The following is a 19,639-nucleotide window of genomic DNA, read 5'->3' on the forward strand; positions in this document are numbered from 1 at the left end:
CCAGGCCAGCCTGGCGCTTGAACAGTTCAGCCGCCATGCGCTGCGGTGCGCCCGCGCCGGACGATGCATAGCTCAGCTTGCCCGGATTGGCGCGGCCGTAAGCGATCAATTCTTTCAGGTTGGTGGCCGGCACCGATGGATGCACGACGAACACCAGCGGCACATGGCCGACGATCATGACTGGCGTCAGGTCCTTGAGCAGGTCGTACTGGAGGCGGCCTTTTTCCAGGGTCGCCATGGTCGAATGCGAAGTCACCGCGCCCATCAGGATGGTATAGCCGTCATTCTTGGCCTTGGCCACGGCGGCAGCGCCGATATTGCCGCCGGCACCACCACGGTTTTCGACCACGACTTGCTGGCCGAGCGCTGTCGTCAGGCGCTGTGCCAGGATGCGACCAATGACGTCTGTTGCGCCGCCCGGTGGATAAGGAACGACCATCGTGACCGGCTTTTCAGGCCAGGCGGCGAACGCTTGCAAGGGGGCGATTGCGCACAATGTGCCAACGACGGCTGCAGTGGCCAGGACGGCCCTGCGCGTTTTCTGGAATTTCATTCTATCTCCGGTCTTGGTGATGATTGACGGACCCGTCTGTGCGAATCCGTTCGAACCGGGATTATTGGCGTCGGACCGCCCAGCGGAAAGTAGGTATTTTCTTCTTCAGAAGAAGATTTTTTTATCTTCCCGACCGGACAGCCATCGAGCTACACGTCACTCCACAGCTTGCCGCCGGTGGCCCAGTCCTCGCGCTTGACTTCCTGGATGACGATGTCGACCGATTCGGGCTGGCAGCCCAGGCTGGCACAGGTGGCATCGGTGACGGCCTTGACGAATGCGCGCTTTTGCTCGGTGGTGCGGCCGGCAAACAATTGGACATTGATGGTAGGCATGGTTTTCCCTTATTTAAAGTCGGTAAGTCGGATCGATTGCATCGAGCTTGCGCAGCAGCGCCGGCCATTCCAGCTGCCCTTCCGGCTGGCCATCGCCGATCAGCTCAACATAGGTCTTGCGGCAGGTTTCTTCATCGGGCTGGAACAGCCGTCCCTTGCCCGCCTGCGCCTTCAACTGGAATTCGCAGGCACGCTCTAGCGTATGCATCAGCACGAATGCTTCGGCGATGCTGCGCCCGCAGACCAGCGTGCCATGGTTGCGCAGGAACAGTAGCGGATAGCTGCCCAGGCTCTGCACCAGCCGGGCCTGCTCCTGGGCCGACAGCGCCAGCCCTTCATAGTCGTGATAGCCGGCCTGCCGGTAGAAGCGCAACGCATGCTGCGACAAGGGCAGCAGCCCCTCCTGCTGCATGCCCACGGCAATGCCGTTGCTGTTGTGCAGGTGCATGACGCAGGCAGCGTCGGCGCGCGCAGCGTGGACTGCGCCGTGGATCGCAAAGCCGGTCACGTTGACCCGGGGCGCGCCCGGTTCGAGCGTGCGGCCCTGCAAATCGATCTTGACCAGGCTGGAGGCGCGGATTTCATCGAAGCGCTGGCCAAACGGGTTGATCAGGTAATTGCCGGGCTCGCCGGGGACGTTTGCCGAGATATGGGTATAAACCAGGTCATCCCACTGGTGCAGCGCGCACAGCCGGTAGCAGGCGGCAAGATCGATGCGCACCTGCTGTTCGGCCGCGCTGGTTGCGCTTGCGGCCAGCGGCGCTGCGGCGTGATCCGGGTGGTGATCCATCGGCAGGAGGATGAGAAGTAAAACCGGATTATGAAGGCGTCGGCAGAACGCCGCAACGGCGCGCCAACCGGGCCGGCACCGGGCCGGGATTGAACACAAGCGACGAGGGCGCAGGCCGGGTTGCCCCGGGCTGCGCCCCCGTCCACATCCACCTCCACATCCGGGCTCCAGGCCATCAGATTCCGCGGCTGCAAGCGGACCGCCATTGGTCAGCCTGCAGCCGGGCATCGCCCCGAGCCGGCTACTGCACGATCAGCTCTTGGCCGGGCTTTGGCCGGGCTGCTGGTCATGGCCATGTTGATGGCCCTGCTGCATGCCCTGCTGATGGCCGCCGTGACCATGGCGTTTGCCGTGGCCGCGATGCTGGCGCGCGGTGCTGTCATTGAAAACCTTCTGCTGCTCAGGTGACAAGGCGGCGTAGAAGGTCCTGGTTGCGTCCAGGCGCTGGCTCATCCGTGCTTCATGCGTCTTCATCATCGCCAGTTGCTTTTCCATGCGTTCGGGCGCACTCAGCGTTGCCCACTGGGCACGGTCCGGACGCTGCATGCGCGCACCTTGCTGGGTTGCGGCAAGGAAGTTGTTCCATGCCGGTTCCTGGCTGGCGGTCAGTTTGAGCTTGTCACGCAGTTCGGCCGATCGCTTGGCGAAATGCGCCTTCATCCGCTCCTGGCGCTGCTCGGGCGTTTGCTGGGCATGCCCGCTGTGCGCCATCATGCCAGGTCCGCTGCCCGGGCCCTGCTGCGCCATCACGCTGGCAGCCGAAGCGCCCAGTCCGATCACGGCCACACCCACCAACATCATTTTTTGGATCTTGTTCATGAATTGCTCCTAGGTTTGATTGCTTGTCGGACCATGTCGTATCGACGTATCGAGGTATCCATGCATCCCTGTGCCTGAGCACATGACTGCATCATGGAGTGCTCATGTATCCTGCACGTTTCGCCAGGCGGTGTATTTGTATCGGGATGTTTCGATACCGATACGGGATACAGTGCGATACAAACCTGCAGCCCGGCCCGGTCACAGGGCGTCGATAATCCTGACTATGGAAACCACCGCTACCATCCTGGTCGTTGATGACGATCGCGAAATCCGCACGCTGCTGGGCGACTATCTCGACACCAACGGCTATCGGGCATTGCTCGCCGCCGACGGCATCGAGATGAACCGGGCCATCGACACGCAACACGTCGACCTGGTCGTGCTCGACCTGAACCTGCCGGGCGAAGATGGCCTGAGCCTGTGCCGCCGCCTGCGGTCCGCATCCGACCTCGCGGTCATCATGCTGACCGCGCGCGACCAGCCGCTGGACCGCATCCTCGGCCTTGAAATGGGCGCTGACGACTACCTGCCCAAGCCCTTCGAACCGCGCGAATTGCTGGCGCGCATCCGCAGCGTGCTGCGCCGGACCCAGGGCCCCGGCAACAGGAACGACGCGCCGTCGGCGCAGCAAAGCCTGCTGTTCAATGGCTGGGCGCTCGACCTGGTGGCGCGCCACCTGCAAACGCCGCAAGGCACCATCGTCATGTTGTCCGGCGCCGAATTCCGGCTGCTCAAGGTATTGCTGGAGCGCCCCAACCGCGTGCTGACCCGCGACCAGTTGCTGAACCTGACCCAGGGCCGCGACGCCGACCCGTTCGACCGCTCGATCGATATCCAGGTCAGCCGGCTGCGGCAAAAGCTGGGCGACGATGCCCGCTCGCCGGCCATCATCAAGACCGTGCGTAACGGCGGCTATGTGCTGGCGGCGAACGTGAGCGCGCAGGAGCAGCCATGATGTCCTTCCTGCGCTCGATGGCGGGGCGCGTATTCCTGATACTGCTGCTTGGCGTACTGGCGTCGGCGGCGCTGACCTGGTGGCTGGCCTTCAGCGAACGGCAGCGCGCCGTTGCCGAATTGCGCGACGCGCGCGCCACGGAGCTTATCGAACAATCCGTACTGACCCTCGATGCGCTCCCCGCTGCGCAACGACCGCGCCACCTGGAGCGTGCACGCCGTTTCGGCGTGCGCTACGAACTGGTGAGCGCATTGGACGCCAGCGAACGCGCCGGTGCCACACCGGGCCCGTTGAGCCGCTTGCTGGCGCAAAGGCTGGGCAGCGACTTCCTGGTCACGCCACTCAAGCTGGCGCCGGAAGCCTGCCCGCTGCCGCGCATGCGGCCATCGCCGGAAAACCGGATGATGGCATGGCAAAAACCACCGCCGGCGCCGAACAATGGCTGCGAAGGGGTCGCCGTGCAGCTGCGCGACGGCCAATTCCTGCGCGCGGCGATCCTGCCGCCGCGCAATTCGTCGCCGCCGCTGCCGACCGACCTGCCCTTGTACCTGGCGCTGTTCCTGTTCTGTATCGCTGCGCTGGTGTTTGCCGTTACCCGCATGACGATGCTGCCCTTGCGCCAGCTCGCCAATGCCGCGCGGGCGCTGGGCGACGACGTCCATCGCCCGCCCTTGCCGCTGCAGGGCGCAACCGAGATCCGGCAGGCGACCACGGCGTTCAACGCCATGCAGGCGCGCATCCGGCAACAGATACAGCAACGCACTGAAATGCTGGCCGCCATCACGCACGACTTGCAAACGCCATTGACCCGGCTGCGGCTGCGGCTGGAAAAAGTCAGCGATGCCGCCCTGCGCGAAAAATTGATTGAAGACCTGGCGGCCACGCAGGCCATGGTCAAGGAAGGCCTGGCGCTGGCGCGCAGCATGGACAACTCGGAACCGATGCAAACGCTGGATCTCGATTCGCTGCTCGACAGCGTCTGCGCCGACGCAGCCGACGCCGGCGAGGATGTGCAACTCGAGGGCCAAAGCCGGATGTCAGTGCAGGCGCGCCCGACCGCATTGCGGCGCTGCCTGACCAACCTGGTCGACAACGCCGTCAAGTACGGCGGCTACGCCCGGGTGCAGGTGCAGCCGCAGGGCAGCAGCGAGGTGCTGATACGCGTGCTCGATGGCGGGCCGGGCATTCCGCCCGACCAGCAAGCGCAGGTATTCGAGCCGTTTTACCGGATGGAGAATTCGCGCTCGCGCGAGTCCGGCGGCACCGGACTGGGACTGACCATTGCCCGCAACATCATCGAGCAACATGGCGGCAGCATCAGCCTGGCCAACCGGCCCGAAGGCGGGTTGGCCTTGACATTGATGCTGCCTTCAGCGCTCAGCAATTCCCCTTCTTAGCCTGTCCAGGAGGGCATCCGTGCGGATGCTCTTTCTTTTGCTTTTTCTGTTTCCATTCGCCGTGCTTCAGGCGCCAGCCATTGTCGGCCTGCACCCAGACCGGCGCCTGGTAATCATAGCCACTGCGCACCTTGACCCAATGTCCGTTGGTCCAGACATGGCGACGGCCGTCCCAGTCCCAGAATCCCGGCACCCAGATTTTTCCGCGCCGCGGCGCCGGCATGACTTCCACCTGTGGCGGCGGTGGCGCAACGCCGATGACGATATTGATGCCGACCTGGGGCGCGGCCGAAGCGCTTGCCGATACCGCGCAACAGCCAGCCAGTACGGCGCAGAGGAAGAGTCGTTTCATGTTGATGTCCCTTGGGTGATGTTTCATTTTTCCCAATATACGGACATGCATGGCAGAAACAATCACGGATGCACTCGGTTACAGCTGTTCGCAGCCGCTGATACAAAGGGATGTCCAGCCTGGCCAGGGCCTGGCACAGGCTGCACCGGCGGCCCGCAGCGAGCGCTGCGGACCCTGGTGTTTACCTGCTACATGCCGACCGGATAGCCATCCTTGCGATGATCCGATGCGGCGATGTAGCCATTGGCGCTCTTCAACGCCAGTTGCGCACAGCCGAACTCGGTATCGAAGCGCTGGGCGACCTGCACCTTGTGGCCCAGTGCGCGCAGGCCTTCGATCGCATCGGCCGGGAAATTCCATTCGACCGCAACGGTGCTGTTGTCGTCCATCACACGCCAGCGCGGCGCATCACTGACGGCCTGCGGGTTCTGCCCGAAATCGGCGATCCGGGATGTCACCTGCACATGGCCCTGCGCCTGCATCGACCCGCCCATCACGCCAAAACTCATCAGCGGCGCGCCGCCACGCGACAGGAAGCCGGGGATGATGGTGTGGAAAGGACGCTTGCCCGGTGCGACCTGGTTGGGATGACCCGGCTTCAGGCTGAAGCCCCAGCCGCGGTTGTGCAGCGCAATGCCTGTATTGGGCACCACGACGCCGGAGCCGAAGCCCTTGAAATTGGACTGGATGAAGGAAATCATCATGCCGTTTTCATCGGCTGCGGTCAGGTAGACCGTGCCGCCGCCATGCGGATTGCCTGCGCGCGGTGTCGACGCCCGCTGGCGATCGATCAGGCGCGCCCGGCCCGCCAGGTAGTTGCGGTCCAGCAGGTCGGCGGCGGTCACGGCCTTCATTGCTGCCTCGTCCGCCACGTATTCCTGCATGTCGGCAAACGCCATCTTCATCGCTTCGATCTGCAAGTGCGTGGTCATCGTCGTATCGAGTCCGCTGGCGCCCAGGTCGAAGTTGTCCAGCATGCCCAGCGCCATCAGCGCGCCGATGCCTTGCCCGCTCGGCCCGATTTCATGCAGCGTGACGTCGCGGTATTGCATGGCGATCGGCGTGACCCAGTCGGCCTTGTGCGCGGCCAGGTCCTGTTCATCGATTGCGCCGCCGGTATTGCGCGCATGGTCGGCAATCGCCTTGGCCAGTTCGCCGTGGTAAAAATCGTCTCCACCGCTCTGGGCGATGCGTTCCAGCGTGCGCGCCTGGCCGGGACAAATGAAGCGCTCGCCGGGCAGCGGTGCGCGCCCACCAGGTGCAAATGCGTCACGATAACCGGGCTGGTCGATCAGGTCGGCAATCTGCGCCTGCCATTGCCGGTGCACGGTCGGCGAGACCATGTAACCGTCGCGGGCATAACGCAGCGCCGGCTCGAACAAGTCGGCGAACGGCAGTTTGCCAAAGCGGTCCGACAGCGCCCGCCACGCCGACACCGTTCCCGGCACGGTGACCGAATCCCAACCGCGCAGCGGAACGGCGTCGCGACCGGCGAAATACTCGGGCGTCCATTTGCGCGGTGCGCGGCCGGAGGCATTGAGTCCGTGCATCTCGCGGCCGTCCCAGATGATGGCAAAGGCGTCGCCGCCAATCCCGTTCATGCAGGGCTCGACCACCGACAGCGTGATTGCCGTCGCCAGCGCCGCATCGACCGCGTTGCCGCCGCGGGCGAACATCAGCAGGCCGGCAGCCGACGCCAGCGGCTGCGAAGTGCTGACCACATTGCCCGCCATCAGCGGAAAACGCTGCGACGGGTAGGGGTAGTCCAGCAGCGATTCGGCTTGATCAGGTTGCATCATGTTCCTTGCGTTCCTTGTGTTCTATTGTTTTGTCATTGTTTGTGTATCCGACGGGTCGGCGTTGCGGCCGGCATCAGTCGAATTTCACTTTTGCCGATTCCACTACCTTGGCCCATGTGCTCATCTCGCCGTCGAGCAGCTTGCCGAATTCGGCCGGCGGCGTGTAGCGCAGTTCCGCGCCCTGTGCTTCCAGTGCCTGGCGCACCGATGGATTGGCAATGGCCGCTTCAATTGCTTTGGCCAAGGCGTTCACGATGGCCGGCGGCGTGCCCTTGGGGGCGACGATGCCGAACAGGTTTTCAGCTGCAAATCCGGGGACGCCGCTCTCTTGCACGGTCGGCACATTGGGCAGGCTGCCCACGCGCTTGCTCGATGCCACTGCCAGCACCTTGAGCTTGCCGGCACGAACCAGCGGCATCGAGCCGGGGATCGAGTCGAACATCATTGCCGAGCTGCCCGAAATCAGTTCCGGCAAGGCTTGCGAGCTGCCCTTGTAAGGCACGTGCACCATATCGACACCGGTTTTGGTCTTGAACAGTTCGGATTCCAGGTGCGACAGCGTGCCCGGACCTTGCGAGGCGAAATTGTATTTGCCAGGCGATGCCTTCAGGTAGCTGATGAGTTGCGGCACGGTCGTGGCCGGCGTCGAATTCGGCACCACCAGGATGTGCGGCACCGTGCCAACGCCCGCTACCGGCGTGAAGCTGCGCGTCAGGTGGCCCGGCTGCGGCGAATAGGCGGCCGCTGCAATGGCGGCATTGGTGACGGCTGCCATATAGATGGTGTAGCCGTCCGGCGCTGCCTTGGCGGCCAGGTTCAGGCCGATATTGCCGCCCGCACCCGGACGGTTCTCGATGACCACGGTCTGGCCCATCGTCTCGCTCATCTTGTTGCCGATGGCGCGCGCCAGGATATCGGTGGCGCCGGCCGGCGGGAACGACAGGATCATCGTGATCGGACGATCAGGATAAGCGGCCTGGGCCTGCGGGGCGGCCAGGGAGGCAACAGCAATGGCGAGCGCACCGAACAGGTGGCGCGAAGAAAGCGGGACGCGGATGTCTTTTTTCATTGTGGGCTCTCTGAAGGAAGGGGAAATGGGCGTAAAGTTAATCTGTTGTGGTGCAATTCTCACACGGATTTGGGGTTTTCGCTGACTGTAAAATGAACAGAAAAGTAGCCTAATCTGACCTTGGCAGCTCGATTAGATAATAAAAACGCACAAGTCTTTTCACTTATTGCCCCTCTTTTTTGTGCGCTGCATCGTATATAGTTGCTGCCACATTCTGCAATTAAAAATAGAGGAGCCGAGATGACTGACCAGACCCCGCGTACCCAATGCCATCGCCTTCGTGTGGCGACCAATCTGCACCAGTTCATCGAAGCCCGTGTATTGCCCGGGACCGGCGTCTCCAGCGCCGCCTTCTGGCAGGGCTTTGACGCCATTGCACATGACTTGTCGCCAAAAAATGCTGCACTGCTCGCCGAACGCGACCGCCTGCAGGCCGAACTCGACAAATGGCATGCTGCCAACCCCGGACCGATCCGCGACATGGCGGCTTACCGGACCTTCCTCGACGCGATCGGCTACCTCGTGCCCGCCCCCGCGCAAGCCCGCATCACGACCGCCAATGTCGACGCCGAACTGGCCTTGCAGGCCGGCCCGCAGCTGGTGGTGCCGATCCTGAATGCCCGCTATGCGCTCAATGCCGCCAACTCCCGTTGGGGCTCCCTGTACGACGCGCTGTATGGCACCGATGCGCTGCCGGAGACCGACGGCGCAACGCGCCAGGGCCCAAATGGCGAAAGCTACAATCCGGTGCGCGGCGCAAAAGTAATCGCCTATGCGCGCAAGTTCCTGGACCAGGCCGCCGCGCTTGCCCAGGGTTCGCATGCCGATGCAAGCAGCTACACCGTCGTTGCGGGCAAGCTGGTGGTAACGCTCAAGACTGGCAGCAGCACGGGCCTGGCCGATGAAGCAAAATTCGTCGGCTACGCCGGCGACGCAAGCGCCCCGACATCGGTGCTGCTGGCCAATAACGGCCTGCACATCGATGTGCGGATCGACCGCAGCACGACGATCGGCAAGCAGGATGCGGCCGGCGTGGCCGATGTGGAAATGGAAGCCGCTCTTTCGACCATCCTCGACCTGGAAGATTCGATTGCCGCCGTCGATGCCAACGACAAGGTACAGGCCTATGAGAACTGGCTCGGCATCCTGCAAGCGACGCTGACCGAAAGCGTCAGCAAGGGCGGCAAGACCTTCACCCGCAGCCTCAACCCCGACCGCAAGTACACGGCTGGCGTGGGCGCTACCGATGCGGTGAATGGCATCGTCACGCTGCATGGCCGCTCGCTGCTGTTCCTGCGCAACGTCGGCCACCTGATGAACAATCCGACCGTGCTGCTCGAAAACGGCGCGGAAATCCCGGAAGGCATCCTCGACGCGATCGTCACGGTCGCCATCGCCGTGCACGACCTGAAACGTCGTCCGGGCCAGGAGATCGGCAATTCGCGCACCGGCTCGGTGTACATCGTCAAGCCGAAGATGCACGGCCCGGCCGAAGTGGCGTTTGCCAGCGAGCTGTTCGGCCGCGTCGAAGCGCTGCTTGGCCTGCCGGAAAACACGGTCAAGCTCGGCATCATGGATGAAGAGCGCCGTACCAGCGTCAACCTGAAAGCCTGTATCGCCGAAGCCTTGCCACGGGTTGCCTTCATCAATACCGGCTTCCTCGACCGCACCGGCGACGAGATGCATACCGCCATGCATGCTGGCCCCATGTTCCGCAAGGGCGACATGAAGACCAGCGCCTGGCTGACTGCCTACGAGCGCAGCAATGTGCTCACCGGGCTGGCCTGCGGCTTGCGCGGCAAGGCGCAGATCGGCAAGGGCATGTGGGCCATGCCGGACCTGATGGCAGCCATGCTGGAGCAAAAGATCGTACATCCGAAGGCGGGCGCCAACACGGCCTGGGTGCCATCGCCAACTGCGGCCACGCTGCATGCGCTGCACTACCACCAGGTCAACGTTGCGCAAATCCAGCGCGAACTGGAAAAGCTCGACCTCGATGCGGAAATCGAAAGCCTGCTCGACAAGCTGCTGGAGATTCCGGTCGTGCCGCAAGCGACATGGTCCGCTGCCGAGATCACGCAGGAGCTCGACAATAACTGCCAGGGCATCCTGGGCTATGTGGTGCGCTGGATCGACCAGGGCGTGGGCTGCTCCAAGGTGCCCGACATCCACAACATCGGGCTGATGGAAGACCGCGCAACCTTGCGCATCTCCAGCCAGCACATCGCCAACTGGCTGCTGCACGGCATTGTCACCGAAGCGCAAGTCAACGAGACCCTGCAACGCATGGCAAAAGTGGTGGATGGCCAGAACAGCGGCGATCCGCTCTATCAAGCGATGGCGCCCGGATTCGAGGCATCGTTTGCATTCCGTGCCGCACGCGACCTGGTGTTCAAGGGACTGGAGCAGCCGAACGGCTATACCGAGCCGCTGTTGCACGACTGGCGCCTGAAGTTGAAGCACGCACACGGACTGGCCTGACGGTTAATGAATGGCGATGCCAGCACAGGATCAACCAGGCTTGGCCTGTTGCTGGCTTTAACAATTAACGCCATTTTTTACCCTGCCAGCCAAGCATCTGTCGAATGGCTTGATAAATCGATGGCCGGCCATCTTGTCCTGTAATGGCATGATGGCCGGCCCTCCACCATTGCTTGCAATCGCGCAAGCAATGGGACGACTACCGCACAGCGACCACGCCGGCATGAAGCAATAGTCGAATAACGCAAATCAGTGCGTTTATCGATACCGTTTGAGACGATCTGCACCGCACCTGGCTGATCACCCCGCGTTTCCCTCTCCCCTTGGTCCTCCGATTTTCGGATACCTCGCTGATCCATAAGATCGACGAACGTGCCGCCTATCGCACACAGACGCCCTTCTTTTTCCATTTCATTTGACCAGCGACAAACCGCCACGCTGAAAAAATTGCGCGAGCAGAAAACAAATATGGTCAGCCCGAAAGTTAGTAGGCAGAATCCGGCCGTCCTTGAAAACGAGCTCCCGGACCCAGCGATCCGCCGCTCTGCGCCAACACCCTGAGCCGTTCTGCACCAACACCCTGACTGAACAAAAATGTCCGCCGACCTTGCCTCCCAACTGATCTCGCACATGCTGTGGACCGCCGTGCTGGTGGCCGCGCCCGTACTCGGCATCGCGCTCATCGTCGGCGTGCTGGTGAGCATCCTGCAGGTTGTCACGCAGGTGCAGGAAATGTCGCTGACTTTCGTGCCCAAGCTGGGCGCCGTGGTGCTCGTACTGGTCGTGCTCGGTCCGTGGATGATCAAGCGCATTTCCGCGTTTGCATCCGGACTGATCACCAACATGCCCAGCCAATTCTGAGCGCGGCATGGATCACCTGAACATCCATGTCGCAGGCGCCTGGCTGGTCTCTGCCGTCCTGCTCGCCATCCGGCTGGGCATGGTGCTGGTGATGACGCCGGCATTGGGAAGCCTGCGCATACCGGTGCAGGTGCGGGTGCTGATGGTACTGTCGTTTTCGGCGCTGCTGGCAGGCCTGCCCGGCATGGCGAGTGCAAGCCTGCCGGCCGACCCCTTGTCGCTGTTGCTGGCCGCCTGCAATGAAGTGGTGTGGGGCGGCATGCTGGCGTTTGGATTGCTGGCGGCCTTCGCCGCATTCATGACTGCGGGGCGCTTGCTGGACCTGCAGATCGGCTTTGGCCTGGCCAGCTTGCTCGATCCGGCAACCCGCAGCAATGCGCCTTTGCTGGGTGTCGTGCTGAACCTGTTTGCGACCGCCTGGTTCCTGGCGTCCGGCCTGCACCATGCGGTGCTGCGCGCGCTGGCTCACTCGCTGACGGTGATTCCGCTGGGAGCGCCAGTCACCGCGATACCGGCTGACGCAATCCTCGGTCACTTCGGCTTGATGTTCACGCTCGGACTGGTCCTGGTCGGGCCGATCGCGCTGGTGCTGCTGCTGATCGATATCGCCATGAGCATCACCGTGCGCATGCTGCCGCAGGCCAACGTATTCCTGCTGTCGACCGGCGTCAAGATCATGGCCGGGCTGTCCATGCTGGCCGTCACGGTGCAGACGATGCAGCCTGGCATGCGCAAGATCTTCGACGCAACATTCGACTTCTGGCATTCGGTGATGGCGCGCTGAACATGGCCAACGACGATCAACACAAGGGTGAACAGGCGACCGAATTCAAGTTGCGGCAAGCACGCGAGCGCGGCTCGGTGGCGCGCAGCATGGACATCAATTCGTTTGCGATCCTGCTGATGCTGGCCATCGGCCTGGCTGCCTGGGGCCGCGACATGCTGGTCGGCCTGCTCGGATTGACGCGCGCCCTGCTCTCGCAGGCCGCCATGTTCAGCCAGGCGCCGGCGCAATTCGTGCAATGGGCGCCCGGCCTGCTGCTGCAAGCCTTGCTGACATGCCTGCCGCTGCTGCTGCTGGTGATTGCGGCGGCAATCCTGTCCGGCTTGCTGCAAGCCGGCCCGGTGTTCAGCTTTTTCCCGCTCAAGCCGGACTGGTCGCGCGTGAGCCCGCTGGCCGGATTCAAGCGCGCGTTCACGATGCGCATGGTGTTCGACGGCCTCAAGTGCGTGTTCAAGGCAGGCGCCATGGCGCTGGTGACCTGGCTGCTGATCAAGTCGTCGCTGCCCATGCTGCTGGGACTGGGCCAGTCCGACATTCGCCGCTTGCCGGCGGTGGCACTGGCGGTGACGGGCGACCTGGTCAAGTGGTGCGTGCTGTCCCTGCTGCCGCTGGCCCTGCTGGACCTGGCCTGGGTGCGCCGCGACTTCCTGAAAAAGATGATGATGAGCCGCCGCGAAGTCACTGACGAGCACAAGCAACGCGAAGGCGACCCGCGCATTCGCGCCAAGCTGCGTGCGCTGCAGCGCGAAGCACGCCAGCGCAGCCAGTCCTTGCGCAATGTCCGCCAGGCCGACGTGCTGATCACCAATCCGACCCGATTGGCGGTGGCGCTGCGCTATGACAGCAATGCGATGGCCGCGCCGATGGTAGTGGCCAAGGGCGCCGGGCAACTGGCGCGGATGATGCGCGAGATGGCCTTCCGTCATCAGGTTCCGGTGATTGAAAACCGCAAACTGGCACGCGCGCTGTTTCGCGAAACCGGCATCGACTCGCCGATTGCGCAGGCGTTCTATCCGGCAGTGGCGCGGCTGCTGATGTGGGTCCATGCGCAGCGCCAGGGCACTGCTGCAGCAGGGCCACAGACAGGGACCTTGCCATGCTGATGCTGGCTTCATTTCGCAGCGTACTGGGCCGCAACGCCGACGCCGCGCTGGTGGTGCTCACGCTGGGCATCCTGGTCGTGCTGTTCACGCCGATCCCGCCGCGGCTGCTCGATTTGCTGTTGCTGCTGAACCTGTGCCTGGCGCTATTGACACTATTGCTGACCTTTTATGTCGACAAACCGGTGCAGTTCTCCACCTTCCCGTCGCTGTTGCTGATCACGACGCTGTTCCGGCTGTCGCTCAATATCGCCGCCACGCGGCTGATCCTGTCAAGCGCAGATGGCGGCCGGGTGATCGGCACCATCGGCGACTTCGTGGTGGGGGGCAATTACGTGATCGGCCTGATCGTGTTCCTGATCCTGGTCATCATCCAGTATGTGGTCGTCACCAGCGGTGCGCAGCGGGTTGCCGAGGTCGCGGCCCGCTTCACGCTCGACAGCATGCCGGGCCAGCAAATGAGCATCGACGCCGACCTCAACATGGGCTTCATCGACCAGGCCGAAGCGCAGAAGCGGCGCCGCAACCTGGAAAAGGAAGCCAACTTTTACGGCGCGATGGATGGCGCCAGCAAGTTCGTCAAGGGCGATGCGATTGCCGGCATCATCATCCTCCTGGTCAACATGCTGGGCGGCTGGGCCATCGGCATCATGCAACTGGGCATGAAGTGGGACGAGGCGCTGCGCACCTTCACGCTGCTGACAATCGGCGACGGCATCGTGACCCAGGTGCCGGCGCTGGTGATCGCGCTGGGCACCGGCATCATCGTCACCCGTTCGGCCTCCGACGAGCGGCTCAGTACGGAAGTGACGAGCCAGCTCACTGCCTTGCCGAAGCTGCTGTACATGGTGGTCGCCGCGCTGGCAGTGGCGATGCTGCTGCCGGGCATGCCGGCCGGGCCGGTGGCGATCCTGATGGTCGCATTCGGCGCAGTGGCATGGCTGACCGGCCGGACCAGGGCGGCTGCGGCCAGCGCCGACGCCCGCACGGGCGACCACGATGACGCCGCCAGCGCCAGCGAAGACCTGTATCAACTGCTGGGCGTGGAGGCGCTGGAAGTCAAGGTCGGCGCCGCCCTGTCGCTGGCGGTCAACGACGACAATGCAATGCTGAAGGAGCGCCTGGCCGCACTGCGCAAGTCGACCGCGCTCGAATCCGGATTCGTCCTGCCGCGCATGCGCATCCGCACCGATGAAAAACTCGCTGCCAATACCTACGAGATCCACGCCAGCGGCGTCGCGCTGGCGCAAGGCGAGATATTCACCGACCGCTTGCTGGCGATCCATCCGGATGGCGACGTGCGCACCGTCCCCGGCACGCTCACCCGCGACCCGTCCTTCGGCTTGACCGCGCTATGGATCGACAAGGCGTTGCGCGCCGAAGCCCGCCAGGCCGGCTACACGCTGGTTGATCCGCCGCTGGTGTTCATCACCCACCTGAACGAGGCAATCCGGCAGAACGCGGCGGCGCTGCTGAGCCGGATGGAAACCGAGCGGCTTCTCGACAACTTCCGCAAGACCAATCCGGGACTGGTTGAGGAACTGGTCCCCACGGTACTGAGCCTGAGCGAAATCCAGAAAGTATTGCAAGGCCTGCTGCGGGAGCGCGTGCCGGTGCGCCAGCTGGAGCGGATCCTGGAAGCGCTGGTCGACCATGGTCGGCAAAGCAAGGACCCGGATTACCTGGTCGAACTGGTACGGCAGAAACTCGGCGCCGTGATTTGCCACAGCCTGGCCGGCGATCGTGGCGAACTGACGGTACTCACGCTCGATCCTGCGATCGAACAGACCATTGCAGCTGGCGTACGCGCCGCCAATGCCCAGGGCGCGCCGGTGCTGGAACCGCAGTTTGCCGAACAACTATTGTCGCGGCTGGCCGCACAGGCGCAGCGCATGGCCAAAAGCAACGCCCTGCCGGTGCTGCTGGTGGCGCCGGAAGTCCGGCGCCACATGCGCCGCCTGACCGAGCGCCTGATACCGCAGCTCAATGTCATTTCGATGTCCGAGATTGCGCCATCGATCAACTTGCGGGCCTTCGGCGTGGTGACGATATGAGCCGCGTTCACGCGGTCGTCGCGTTGAATTTCATCGGAATCAAAATGAGGGGAACACACGATGCCTGAAGGACTTTCGATTGCCGCCATCGGCATGAAGGGCGACATGCAGCGCCTGGCGACGATCAGCCAGAACCTGGTCAATGCAGCCACGCCGGGCTTCAAGCGCGACATAGCGGTCGGCACGTCTTTTTCTGCGCTGGTGATGGGCAATGGGCTGTTCAGCGCGCCGGTGCCGGCGAGCGCCGTCCTGCCCGACCTGAAGCCGGCCACCTTGCGCTTTACCGGCAATGCGCTGGATGTCGCCATTGAGAGCGCCGGATTTTTCGAAGTGCGGCACGAGGGCCAGACCTTTTATACGCGACAAGGAAACTTCGCCATCGACGCCACCGGCCGGCTGGTGACGCAGGCCGGACATGCGGTTGCCGGCAGCAGCGGCGACATTCTCCTGAGCACGCCAAAACCGGTCATCGATGCGCAGGGAAATATTGTCGAGAACGGCAAGCCGGTGGCGCAACTCAAGCTGGTGCGCTTTAGCAATCCATCGCTTTTGCAGCGCAGCGGGGACGGCCTGTTCCTGCAAGGCGGCGCTGCCATCGAACCCGAGGGCGTCAGCCGCGTACGTCAGTCGCACCTGGAAGTGTCGAACGTGAACACCGCTGCGGAGATGGTGCGGCTGATTGAAACCATGCGCCACTTCGAGGCCGGACAGAAAGTGATCCAGATGATCGACGCAATGAATGAACGTGCGATTTCGAAGCTGGGCGAATTTTGAGTGTCTGAATAAACAAGGAACGGACCATGAACGAATCCCTCTATATCGGCGCCACGGGCATGCATGCCCAGCAATTGAACGTCGACACCATTTCCGGCAACCTGGCCAACGTCAATACCGCAGGCTACAAAAAAAGCCGGGTCAGCTTCCAGGACCTGATGGTGCGCGAACTGGCCAATCGCGGCATTGCTGTCGATGGCATGTCGGGCGAGGCCGGCGCGGTGAAGCAGTCCGGCGCTGGCGTCGGGGTCATGCAAATCGCCAAATTATTCCAGGACGGCGAGCTGAAAAAAACCGATTCGCCCATGGATATCGCCATCAGCGGCAAGGGATTCCTGGAAGTGACGCTAGCCGATGGCAACAGCGCCTATACCCGCCACGGCACGCTGCGCATCAGCGCCGAAGGCTTGCTGGCGGCCGCCGACGGCAGCCCGCTGCGCCCGGCAATCCAGATCCCGGCCGATGCGCGCGACCTGCTGATCGACGCCAGCGGCATGGTCAGCTTTGCCGTGTCCGGCGAAAAGCAACGGGTCGAGGCCGGCCAGATCGAACTGGTCGACTTCATCAATCCGGCCGGGCTGGCGCCGATCGGCGACAACCTGTACCTGGCCACGGCAGCGGCCGGCGAGCCGACCACCGGCATGCCTGGCACCGACTCGCTGGGCCGCATCTCGCAAGGCTACCTGGAAGCCTCCAACGTCAAGCTGGTCGAAGAGCTGGTCAACCTGGTGCTGGCGCAAAGGGCCTATGAAGTCAGCACCAAGGTCGTGCAAGCATCCGACGAGATGCTGGGCATGAGCAACAACTTGCGCCGCTAGGTCCGGCATGCGCAAACGGACTGTCTTCTCCTTGCTGGTGGCGCTGATGGCGCTGGTGGCACTGACCGGGAACTGCACGCCGCTGGCGGCACCCGCACAGGCCAGCATCCATTTGCATGACATGGTGCAGGCGCCCTCGCGCCAGGTGCGGCTGTCGGACATCGCCACCGTGCACGGCGGCAGCAGCCAGGTGCTGGGCCTTGTACTGGTGGCCACCTTGTCGCGGCCGGGCCAACCGGTGCGCATCGATGCCGCACGCATTGTGCAGATGATCGAGCGGCAGCAGCCGGCGCTGGCCGGGCGCTTCGCCATGACCGGTGCGGCCAGTGTTTCGGTGGTGCTGGCCAGTGAGCCTCCTTCCGGTGTGGTGCGCAACCAGCGCGTGATGGCGCAGTCTCGGATCGGCGCGATCCTGGTGGAAAAGCCGATGGTGGCGCGCTCGGAAGGCCGGCCGGGCCAGTCGGTGCGGGTGATCGACCTGCAATCCGCATTCATCCATCAGGCAACCGTGGTCGCGCAGCAGCGCGTGGAGCTCAAATAGCATGACAAGGACAATCAGCTACGCCGGCATGGCCTGGCGGCGGGCAGCGTTGATCTGGCTGGCAGCGCTGGCCTGGCCGGCAAGCGCGTGGGCCGACAACCTGTACCAGGCGCAACAGTTTCGCTCGCTGTTTGCCGACCGGCGGGCGGTGGCAGCGGGCGACATGCTGACGGTGCTGGTCTACGAAAACGCCAGTGCGACCACCAGCGCCGGCACCAGCGCAGACAAAACTTCCAGCACCCGCCTGGGTGTACAGGGCAAGAACAGCCAGTCCAGCGTTGGCGTCGACGCCAACGATAGCTACGAGGGCAGCGGACGGATACAACGCTCGGGCAAGCTGCTGGCGCAAATCACGGTCACGGTGCAATCGGTCGATGCGTCCGGGTCGCTATTGGTCAAGGGCCAGCAACTGATCGAGGTCAACGATGAAAAGCAGGAGATCAAGCTGGAAGGCCGCATCCGGCCCAATGATATTGGCGAGAACAACACCGTGATCTCGTCGCGTCTGGCCGACGCCCGCATCAGCTATATCGGCGAAGGCGTGCTGGCAGATCGTCAGCGCCCCGGCCTGGTGACGCGCCTGATGCACTGGCTGGGGCTGATATGACGCTGCGCCTTGCTACACGGAGTGGGCTGCTGGCCCCACTGCTGTCCCTGCTGCTGTCCGGCGCGGCGCTGGCGGGGGGCGAAGGCCGGCTCAAGGATATCGGACGCATCGATGGCTGGCGCAGCAACCAGCTGGTCGGCTATGGCCTGGTCACCGGCCTGGCAGGCACGGGCGACTCGCTGCGCAACAAGACCACCCGGCAGTCGCTGGCGAACTTGCTGTCGCGCTTCGACATGACGATTTCATCGGACCAGGTGCAAAGCCGCAACGTCGCCGCCGTGATGGTCACCGCTGCACTGCCGCCGGTTGCCAACGTCGGCGACCGGCTCGACGTTGCCGTGACCTCTGTGGGCGAGGCGCGCAGCCTGCTCGGCGGCGTGCTGCTGATGACGCCGCTCAAGGGCCCCGACGGTCGCGTCTATGCGCTGGCGCAGGGTGCACTGTCAGTCGGCGGCTACAAGGTCGACCTCAATGGCAACGTGGTGCAAAAGAACCATCCTACGGTGGGCATGATTACTGGCGGTGCGAACGTGGAAGCAGCCGTCGCCGCGCGCGCAATGCGCGACGACCGCAGCGTGCGCTATGTGCTGAGCGACCCCGACTACACCACCGCCAACCGGGTGGCAGAGGCGATCAACCACAACTTCGGCCAGCCGCTTGCCATCGCCACCGATGGCGGCACGGTAGCGATCACGCTGCCAGCGGATTATCCGCCACAGCGCATCGTGCCCTTCCTGACCCGACTGGAATCGCTGACCGTACTGCCAGACCGCCGCGCCCGCATCGTGATCAACGAACGCACCGGCGTGGTGGCGGCCGGCGGCGATGTGCGCATCGACCAGATTACGGTCACGCATGGCGAACTGAAAGTGACGATCGTGACCGACACCCTGGTGTCGCAACCCTTGTTGCTGGTCCAGCCGGGACCGGGCGTGCGCACCGAGCTGGTGCCGCGCACCCGCATCGATGTGCAGGAAGACGCGGTGGGAATCTTGCAGACGCAGGGGTCGAACACGGTTTCAGAGCTGGTGCAGGCGCTGGGCAAGATGAAGGTCAGCCCGCGCGACATGATTTCCATCCTGCAGGCGATCAAGGCGGCCGGCGCACTGCGCGCCGAACTCATCATCCAATGAACCAGGAGCCATAAGCCATGCCGATCGATCCGCTTTCCGGCACGCCGGGCACCCAGTTGCTGAAGCTGGCGCTGGACGCAGCAAGCCTGCGCCACCAGGTCACCAGCGCCAATATTGCCAACAGCGGAACCCTGAATTACCAGCCCTTGCGGGTGAATTTCGAACAGCAGCTGCGGCGCGAAATGAGCCTGGCGGCAGCGCCCGGCATGCGCATGCCGGCGCATGGGCAGCGCGCGGACCTGGCAACGCGCATTGCGCCCAGGATCGAGGCCGATCCCACGACAAGCAGCGTGGCGATCGATCGCGAAATGGCCAATCTGTCGCGCAACGCAATCCATTACCAGGCCCTGCTGAAGGTCCTCAACAGCAAGCTGGAATTGACCGGCATGGCCATCAACGACGGGAGAAGATGAC

At 63.6% G+C, this 19,639-nt stretch carries 21 protein-coding genes; 14 read left to right on the plus strand and 7 right to left on the minus strand.

The window, feature by feature from the left end; translation table 11 throughout:
* From Q7T64_RS07505 to Q7T64_RS07520, 4 genes are all read right to left on the minus strand, one after another.
* A partial coding sequence (locus Q7T64_RS07505; RefSeq protein WP_370653274.1) for a Bug family tripartite tricarboxylate transporter substrate binding protein occupies nt 1–553 on the minus strand: 553 nt, incomplete at its 3' end.
* Between the two features lie 149 nt (nt 554–702).
* On the minus strand, nt 703–888 hold the full coding sequence (locus Q7T64_RS07510) for a 4-oxalocrotonate tautomerase (protein WP_304793690.1): 186 nt from the start codon (nt 886–888) through the stop codon (nt 703–705).
* A 13-nt stretch (nt 889–901) separates the two neighbouring features.
* Nucleotides 902–1,678: a class II aldolase/adducin family protein gene (locus Q7T64_RS07515; protein WP_304793694.1), complete on the minus strand. Its 777-nt coding sequence runs from the start codon at nt 1,676–1,678 to the stop codon at nt 902–904.
* A 252-nt stretch (nt 1,679–1,930) separates the two neighbouring features.
* Nucleotides 1,931–2,497: a Spy/CpxP family protein refolding chaperone gene (locus Q7T64_RS07520; RefSeq protein WP_304793697.1), complete on the minus strand. Its 567-nt coding sequence runs from the start codon at nt 2,495–2,497 to the stop codon at nt 1,931–1,933.
* 226 nt (nt 2,498–2,723) lie between these two features.
* On the opposite strand from Q7T64_RS07520, the gene Q7T64_RS07525 reads away from it, so the two are divergent.
* Together Q7T64_RS07525 and Q7T64_RS07530 are read left to right on the plus strand one after the other, a co-directional pair.
* Nucleotides 2,724–3,455 (plus strand): response regulator, encoded by a 732-nt coding sequence (locus Q7T64_RS07525; protein WP_304793701.1) that lies wholly within the window; start codon nt 2,724–2,726, stop codon nt 3,453–3,455.
* Nucleotides 3,452–4,852 (plus strand): ATP-binding protein, encoded by a 1,401-nt coding sequence (locus Q7T64_RS07530; RefSeq protein WP_304793705.1) that lies wholly within the window; start codon nt 3,452–3,454, stop codon nt 4,850–4,852. The genes Q7T64_RS07525 and Q7T64_RS07530 overlap by 4 nt, the downstream gene beginning before the upstream one ends.
* On the opposite strand, the gene Q7T64_RS07535 is transcribed toward Q7T64_RS07530, so the two are convergent.
* The 3 genes from Q7T64_RS07535 to Q7T64_RS07545 all read right to left on the minus strand — a co-directional run bounded on the left by Q7T64_RS07535 (nt 4,833) and on the right by Q7T64_RS07545 (nt 8,072).
* Nucleotides 4,833–5,204, minus strand: a complete 372-nt coding sequence (locus Q7T64_RS07535) for a YXWGXW repeat-containing protein (protein ID WP_304793708.1) — start codon at nt 5,202–5,204, stop codon at nt 4,833–4,835. The genes Q7T64_RS07530 and Q7T64_RS07535 overlap by 20 nt on opposite strands.
* Nucleotides 5,205–5,392: 188 nt before the next feature.
* The gene (locus Q7T64_RS07540) at nt 5,393–7,003 is read right to left on the minus strand and encodes a gamma-glutamyltransferase family protein (protein ID WP_304793712.1); all 1,611 of its coding nucleotides are present in this window, start codon (nt 7,001–7,003) and stop codon (nt 5,393–5,395) included.
* Between the two features lie 73 nt (nt 7,004–7,076).
* A complete protein-coding gene (locus tag Q7T64_RS07545) occupies nt 7,077–8,072 on the minus strand; it encodes a tripartite tricarboxylate transporter substrate binding protein (protein ID WP_304793715.1) in 996 nt (331 codons plus the stop codon).
* A gap of 240 nt (nt 8,073–8,312) precedes the next feature.
* Here Q7T64_RS07545 and Q7T64_RS07550 point away from each other — a divergent pair, with 240 nt between their 5' ends.
* The 12 genes from Q7T64_RS07550 (at nt 8,313) to flgB (ending at nt 19,638) form a co-directional block, all read left to right on the plus strand.
* Nucleotides 8,313–10,553: a malate synthase G gene (locus Q7T64_RS07550; RefSeq protein ID WP_304793718.1), complete on the plus strand. Its 2,241-nt coding sequence runs from the start codon at nt 8,313–8,315 to the stop codon at nt 10,551–10,553.
* Between the two features lie 6 nt (nt 10,554–10,559).
* Nucleotides 10,560–10,697 (plus strand): hypothetical protein, encoded by a 138-nt coding sequence (locus Q7T64_RS07555; RefSeq protein ID WP_304793722.1) that lies wholly within the window; start codon nt 10,560–10,562, stop codon nt 10,695–10,697.
* Nucleotides 10,698–11,147: 450 nt separating this feature from the next.
* A complete protein-coding gene (locus Q7T64_RS07560) occupies nt 11,148–11,414 on the plus strand; it encodes a flagellar biosynthetic protein FliQ (protein WP_304793725.1) in 267 nt (88 codons plus the stop codon).
* Nucleotides 11,415–11,421: 7 nt separating this feature from the next.
* Complete coding sequence (locus Q7T64_RS07565) at nt 11,422–12,198, plus strand: flagellar biosynthetic protein FliR (RefSeq protein WP_304793728.1); 777 nt, start codon at nt 11,422–11,424, stop codon at nt 12,196–12,198.
* A 2-nt stretch (nt 12,199–12,200) separates the two neighbouring features.
* Nucleotides 12,201–13,301 (plus strand): flagellar biosynthesis protein FlhB, encoded by a 1,101-nt coding sequence (locus tag Q7T64_RS07570; protein ID WP_304793731.1) that lies wholly within the window; start codon nt 12,201–12,203, stop codon nt 13,299–13,301.
* Nucleotides 13,295–15,352, plus strand: a complete 2,058-nt coding sequence (locus Q7T64_RS07575; protein WP_304793734.1) for a flagellar biosynthesis protein FlhA — start codon at nt 13,295–13,297, stop codon at nt 15,350–15,352. The genes Q7T64_RS07570 and Q7T64_RS07575 overlap by 7 nt, the downstream gene beginning before the upstream one ends.
* A gap of 60 nt (nt 15,353–15,412) precedes the next feature.
* Nucleotides 15,413–16,126 carry a flagellar hook-basal body protein gene (locus Q7T64_RS07580; protein WP_304793737.1) on the plus strand — a complete coding sequence of 238 codons (714 nt, stop codon included), beginning with the start codon at nt 15,413–15,415 and terminating at the stop codon, nt 16,124–16,126.
* 26 nt (nt 16,127–16,152) lie between these two features.
* On the plus strand, nt 16,153–16,944 hold the full coding sequence (gene flgG, locus Q7T64_RS07585; protein WP_304793740.1) for a flagellar basal-body rod protein FlgG: 792 nt from the start codon (nt 16,153–16,155) through the stop codon (nt 16,942–16,944).
* Between the two features lie 7 nt (nt 16,945–16,951).
* Nucleotides 16,952–17,485 (plus strand): flagella basal body P-ring formation protein FlgA, encoded by a 534-nt coding sequence (locus Q7T64_RS07590; protein WP_304793743.1) that lies wholly within the window; start codon nt 16,952–16,954, stop codon nt 17,483–17,485.
* Nucleotide 17,486: 1 nt separating this feature from the next.
* Nucleotides 17,487–18,092, plus strand: coding sequence for a flagellar basal body L-ring protein FlgH (locus tag Q7T64_RS07595; protein ID WP_304793746.1), 606 nt, complete (start codon nt 17,487–17,489; stop codon nt 18,090–18,092).
* Complete coding sequence (locus Q7T64_RS07600) at nt 18,089–19,225, plus strand: flagellar basal body P-ring protein FlgI (RefSeq protein WP_304793751.1); 1,137 nt, start codon at nt 18,089–18,091, stop codon at nt 19,223–19,225. Before Q7T64_RS07595 ends, Q7T64_RS07600 begins: the two co-directional genes overlap by 4 nt.
* A 17-nt stretch (nt 19,226–19,242) precedes the next feature.
* Nucleotides 19,243–19,638, plus strand: coding sequence for a flagellar basal body rod protein FlgB (gene flgB, locus Q7T64_RS07605; protein ID WP_304793754.1), 396 nt, complete (start codon nt 19,243–19,245; stop codon nt 19,636–19,638).
* Nucleotide 19,639 lies beyond the last annotated feature (1 nt).

It is taken from the genome of Lacisediminimonas sp. (genome assembly GCF_030645335.1).
In the GTDB taxonomy this organism is placed as follows: domain Bacteria; phylum Pseudomonadota; class Gammaproteobacteria; order Burkholderiales; family Burkholderiaceae_D; genus Lacisediminimonas.

Coding starts and splice junctions, on each gene's coding strand:
- Q7T64_RS07510 (WP_304793690.1), bottom strand. CDS start 888: ATGCCTACCATCAATGTCCAATTGTTTGCCGGCCGCACCACCGAGCAA.
- Q7T64_RS07515 (WP_304793694.1), bottom strand. CDS start 1,678: ATGGATCACCACCCGGATCACGCCGCAGCGCCGCTGGCCGCAAGCGCA.
- Q7T64_RS07520 (WP_304793697.1), bottom strand. CDS start 2,497: ATGAACAAGATCCAAAAAATGATGTTGGTGGGTGTGGCCGTGATCGGA.
- Q7T64_RS07525 (WP_304793701.1), top strand. CDS start 2,724: ATGGAAACCACCGCTACCATCCTGGTCGTTGATGACGATCGCGAAATC.
- Q7T64_RS07530 (WP_304793705.1), top strand. CDS start 3,452: ATGATGTCCTTCCTGCGCTCGATGGCGGGGCGCGTATTCCTGATACTG.
- Q7T64_RS07535 (WP_304793708.1), bottom strand. CDS start 5,204: ATGAAACGACTCTTCCTCTGCGCCGTACTGGCTGGCTGTTGCGCGGTA.
- Q7T64_RS07540 (WP_304793712.1), bottom strand. CDS start 7,003: ATGATGCAACCTGATCAAGCCGAATCGCTGCTGGACTACCCCTACCCG.
- Q7T64_RS07545 (WP_304793715.1), bottom strand. CDS start 8,072: ATGAAAAAAGACATCCGCGTCCCGCTTTCTTCGCGCCACCTGTTCGGT.
- Q7T64_RS07550 (WP_304793718.1), top strand. CDS start 8,313: ATGACTGACCAGACCCCGCGTACCCAATGCCATCGCCTTCGTGTGGCG.
- Q7T64_RS07555 (WP_304793722.1), top strand. CDS start 10,560: ATGAATGGCGATGCCAGCACAGGATCAACCAGGCTTGGCCTGTTGCTG.
- Q7T64_RS07560 (WP_304793725.1), top strand. CDS start 11,148: ATGTCCGCCGACCTTGCCTCCCAACTGATCTCGCACATGCTGTGGACC.
- Q7T64_RS07565 (WP_304793728.1), top strand. CDS start 11,422: ATGGATCACCTGAACATCCATGTCGCAGGCGCCTGGCTGGTCTCTGCC.
- Q7T64_RS07570 (WP_304793731.1), top strand. CDS start 12,201: ATGGCCAACGACGATCAACACAAGGGTGAACAGGCGACCGAATTCAAG.
- Q7T64_RS07575 (WP_304793734.1), top strand. CDS start 13,295: ATGCTGATGCTGGCTTCATTTCGCAGCGTACTGGGCCGCAACGCCGAC.
- Q7T64_RS07580 (WP_304793737.1), top strand. CDS start 15,413: ATGCCTGAAGGACTTTCGATTGCCGCCATCGGCATGAAGGGCGACATG.
- flgG (WP_304793740.1), top strand. CDS start 16,153: ATGAACGAATCCCTCTATATCGGCGCCACGGGCATGCATGCCCAGCAA.
- Q7T64_RS07590 (WP_304793743.1), top strand. CDS start 16,952: ATGCGCAAACGGACTGTCTTCTCCTTGCTGGTGGCGCTGATGGCGCTG.
- Q7T64_RS07595 (WP_304793746.1), top strand. CDS start 17,487: ATGACAAGGACAATCAGCTACGCCGGCATGGCCTGGCGGCGGGCAGCG.
- Q7T64_RS07600 (WP_304793751.1), top strand. CDS start 18,089: ATGACGCTGCGCCTTGCTACACGGAGTGGGCTGCTGGCCCCACTGCTG.
- flgB (WP_304793754.1), top strand. CDS start 19,243: ATGCCGATCGATCCGCTTTCCGGCACGCCGGGCACCCAGTTGCTGAAG.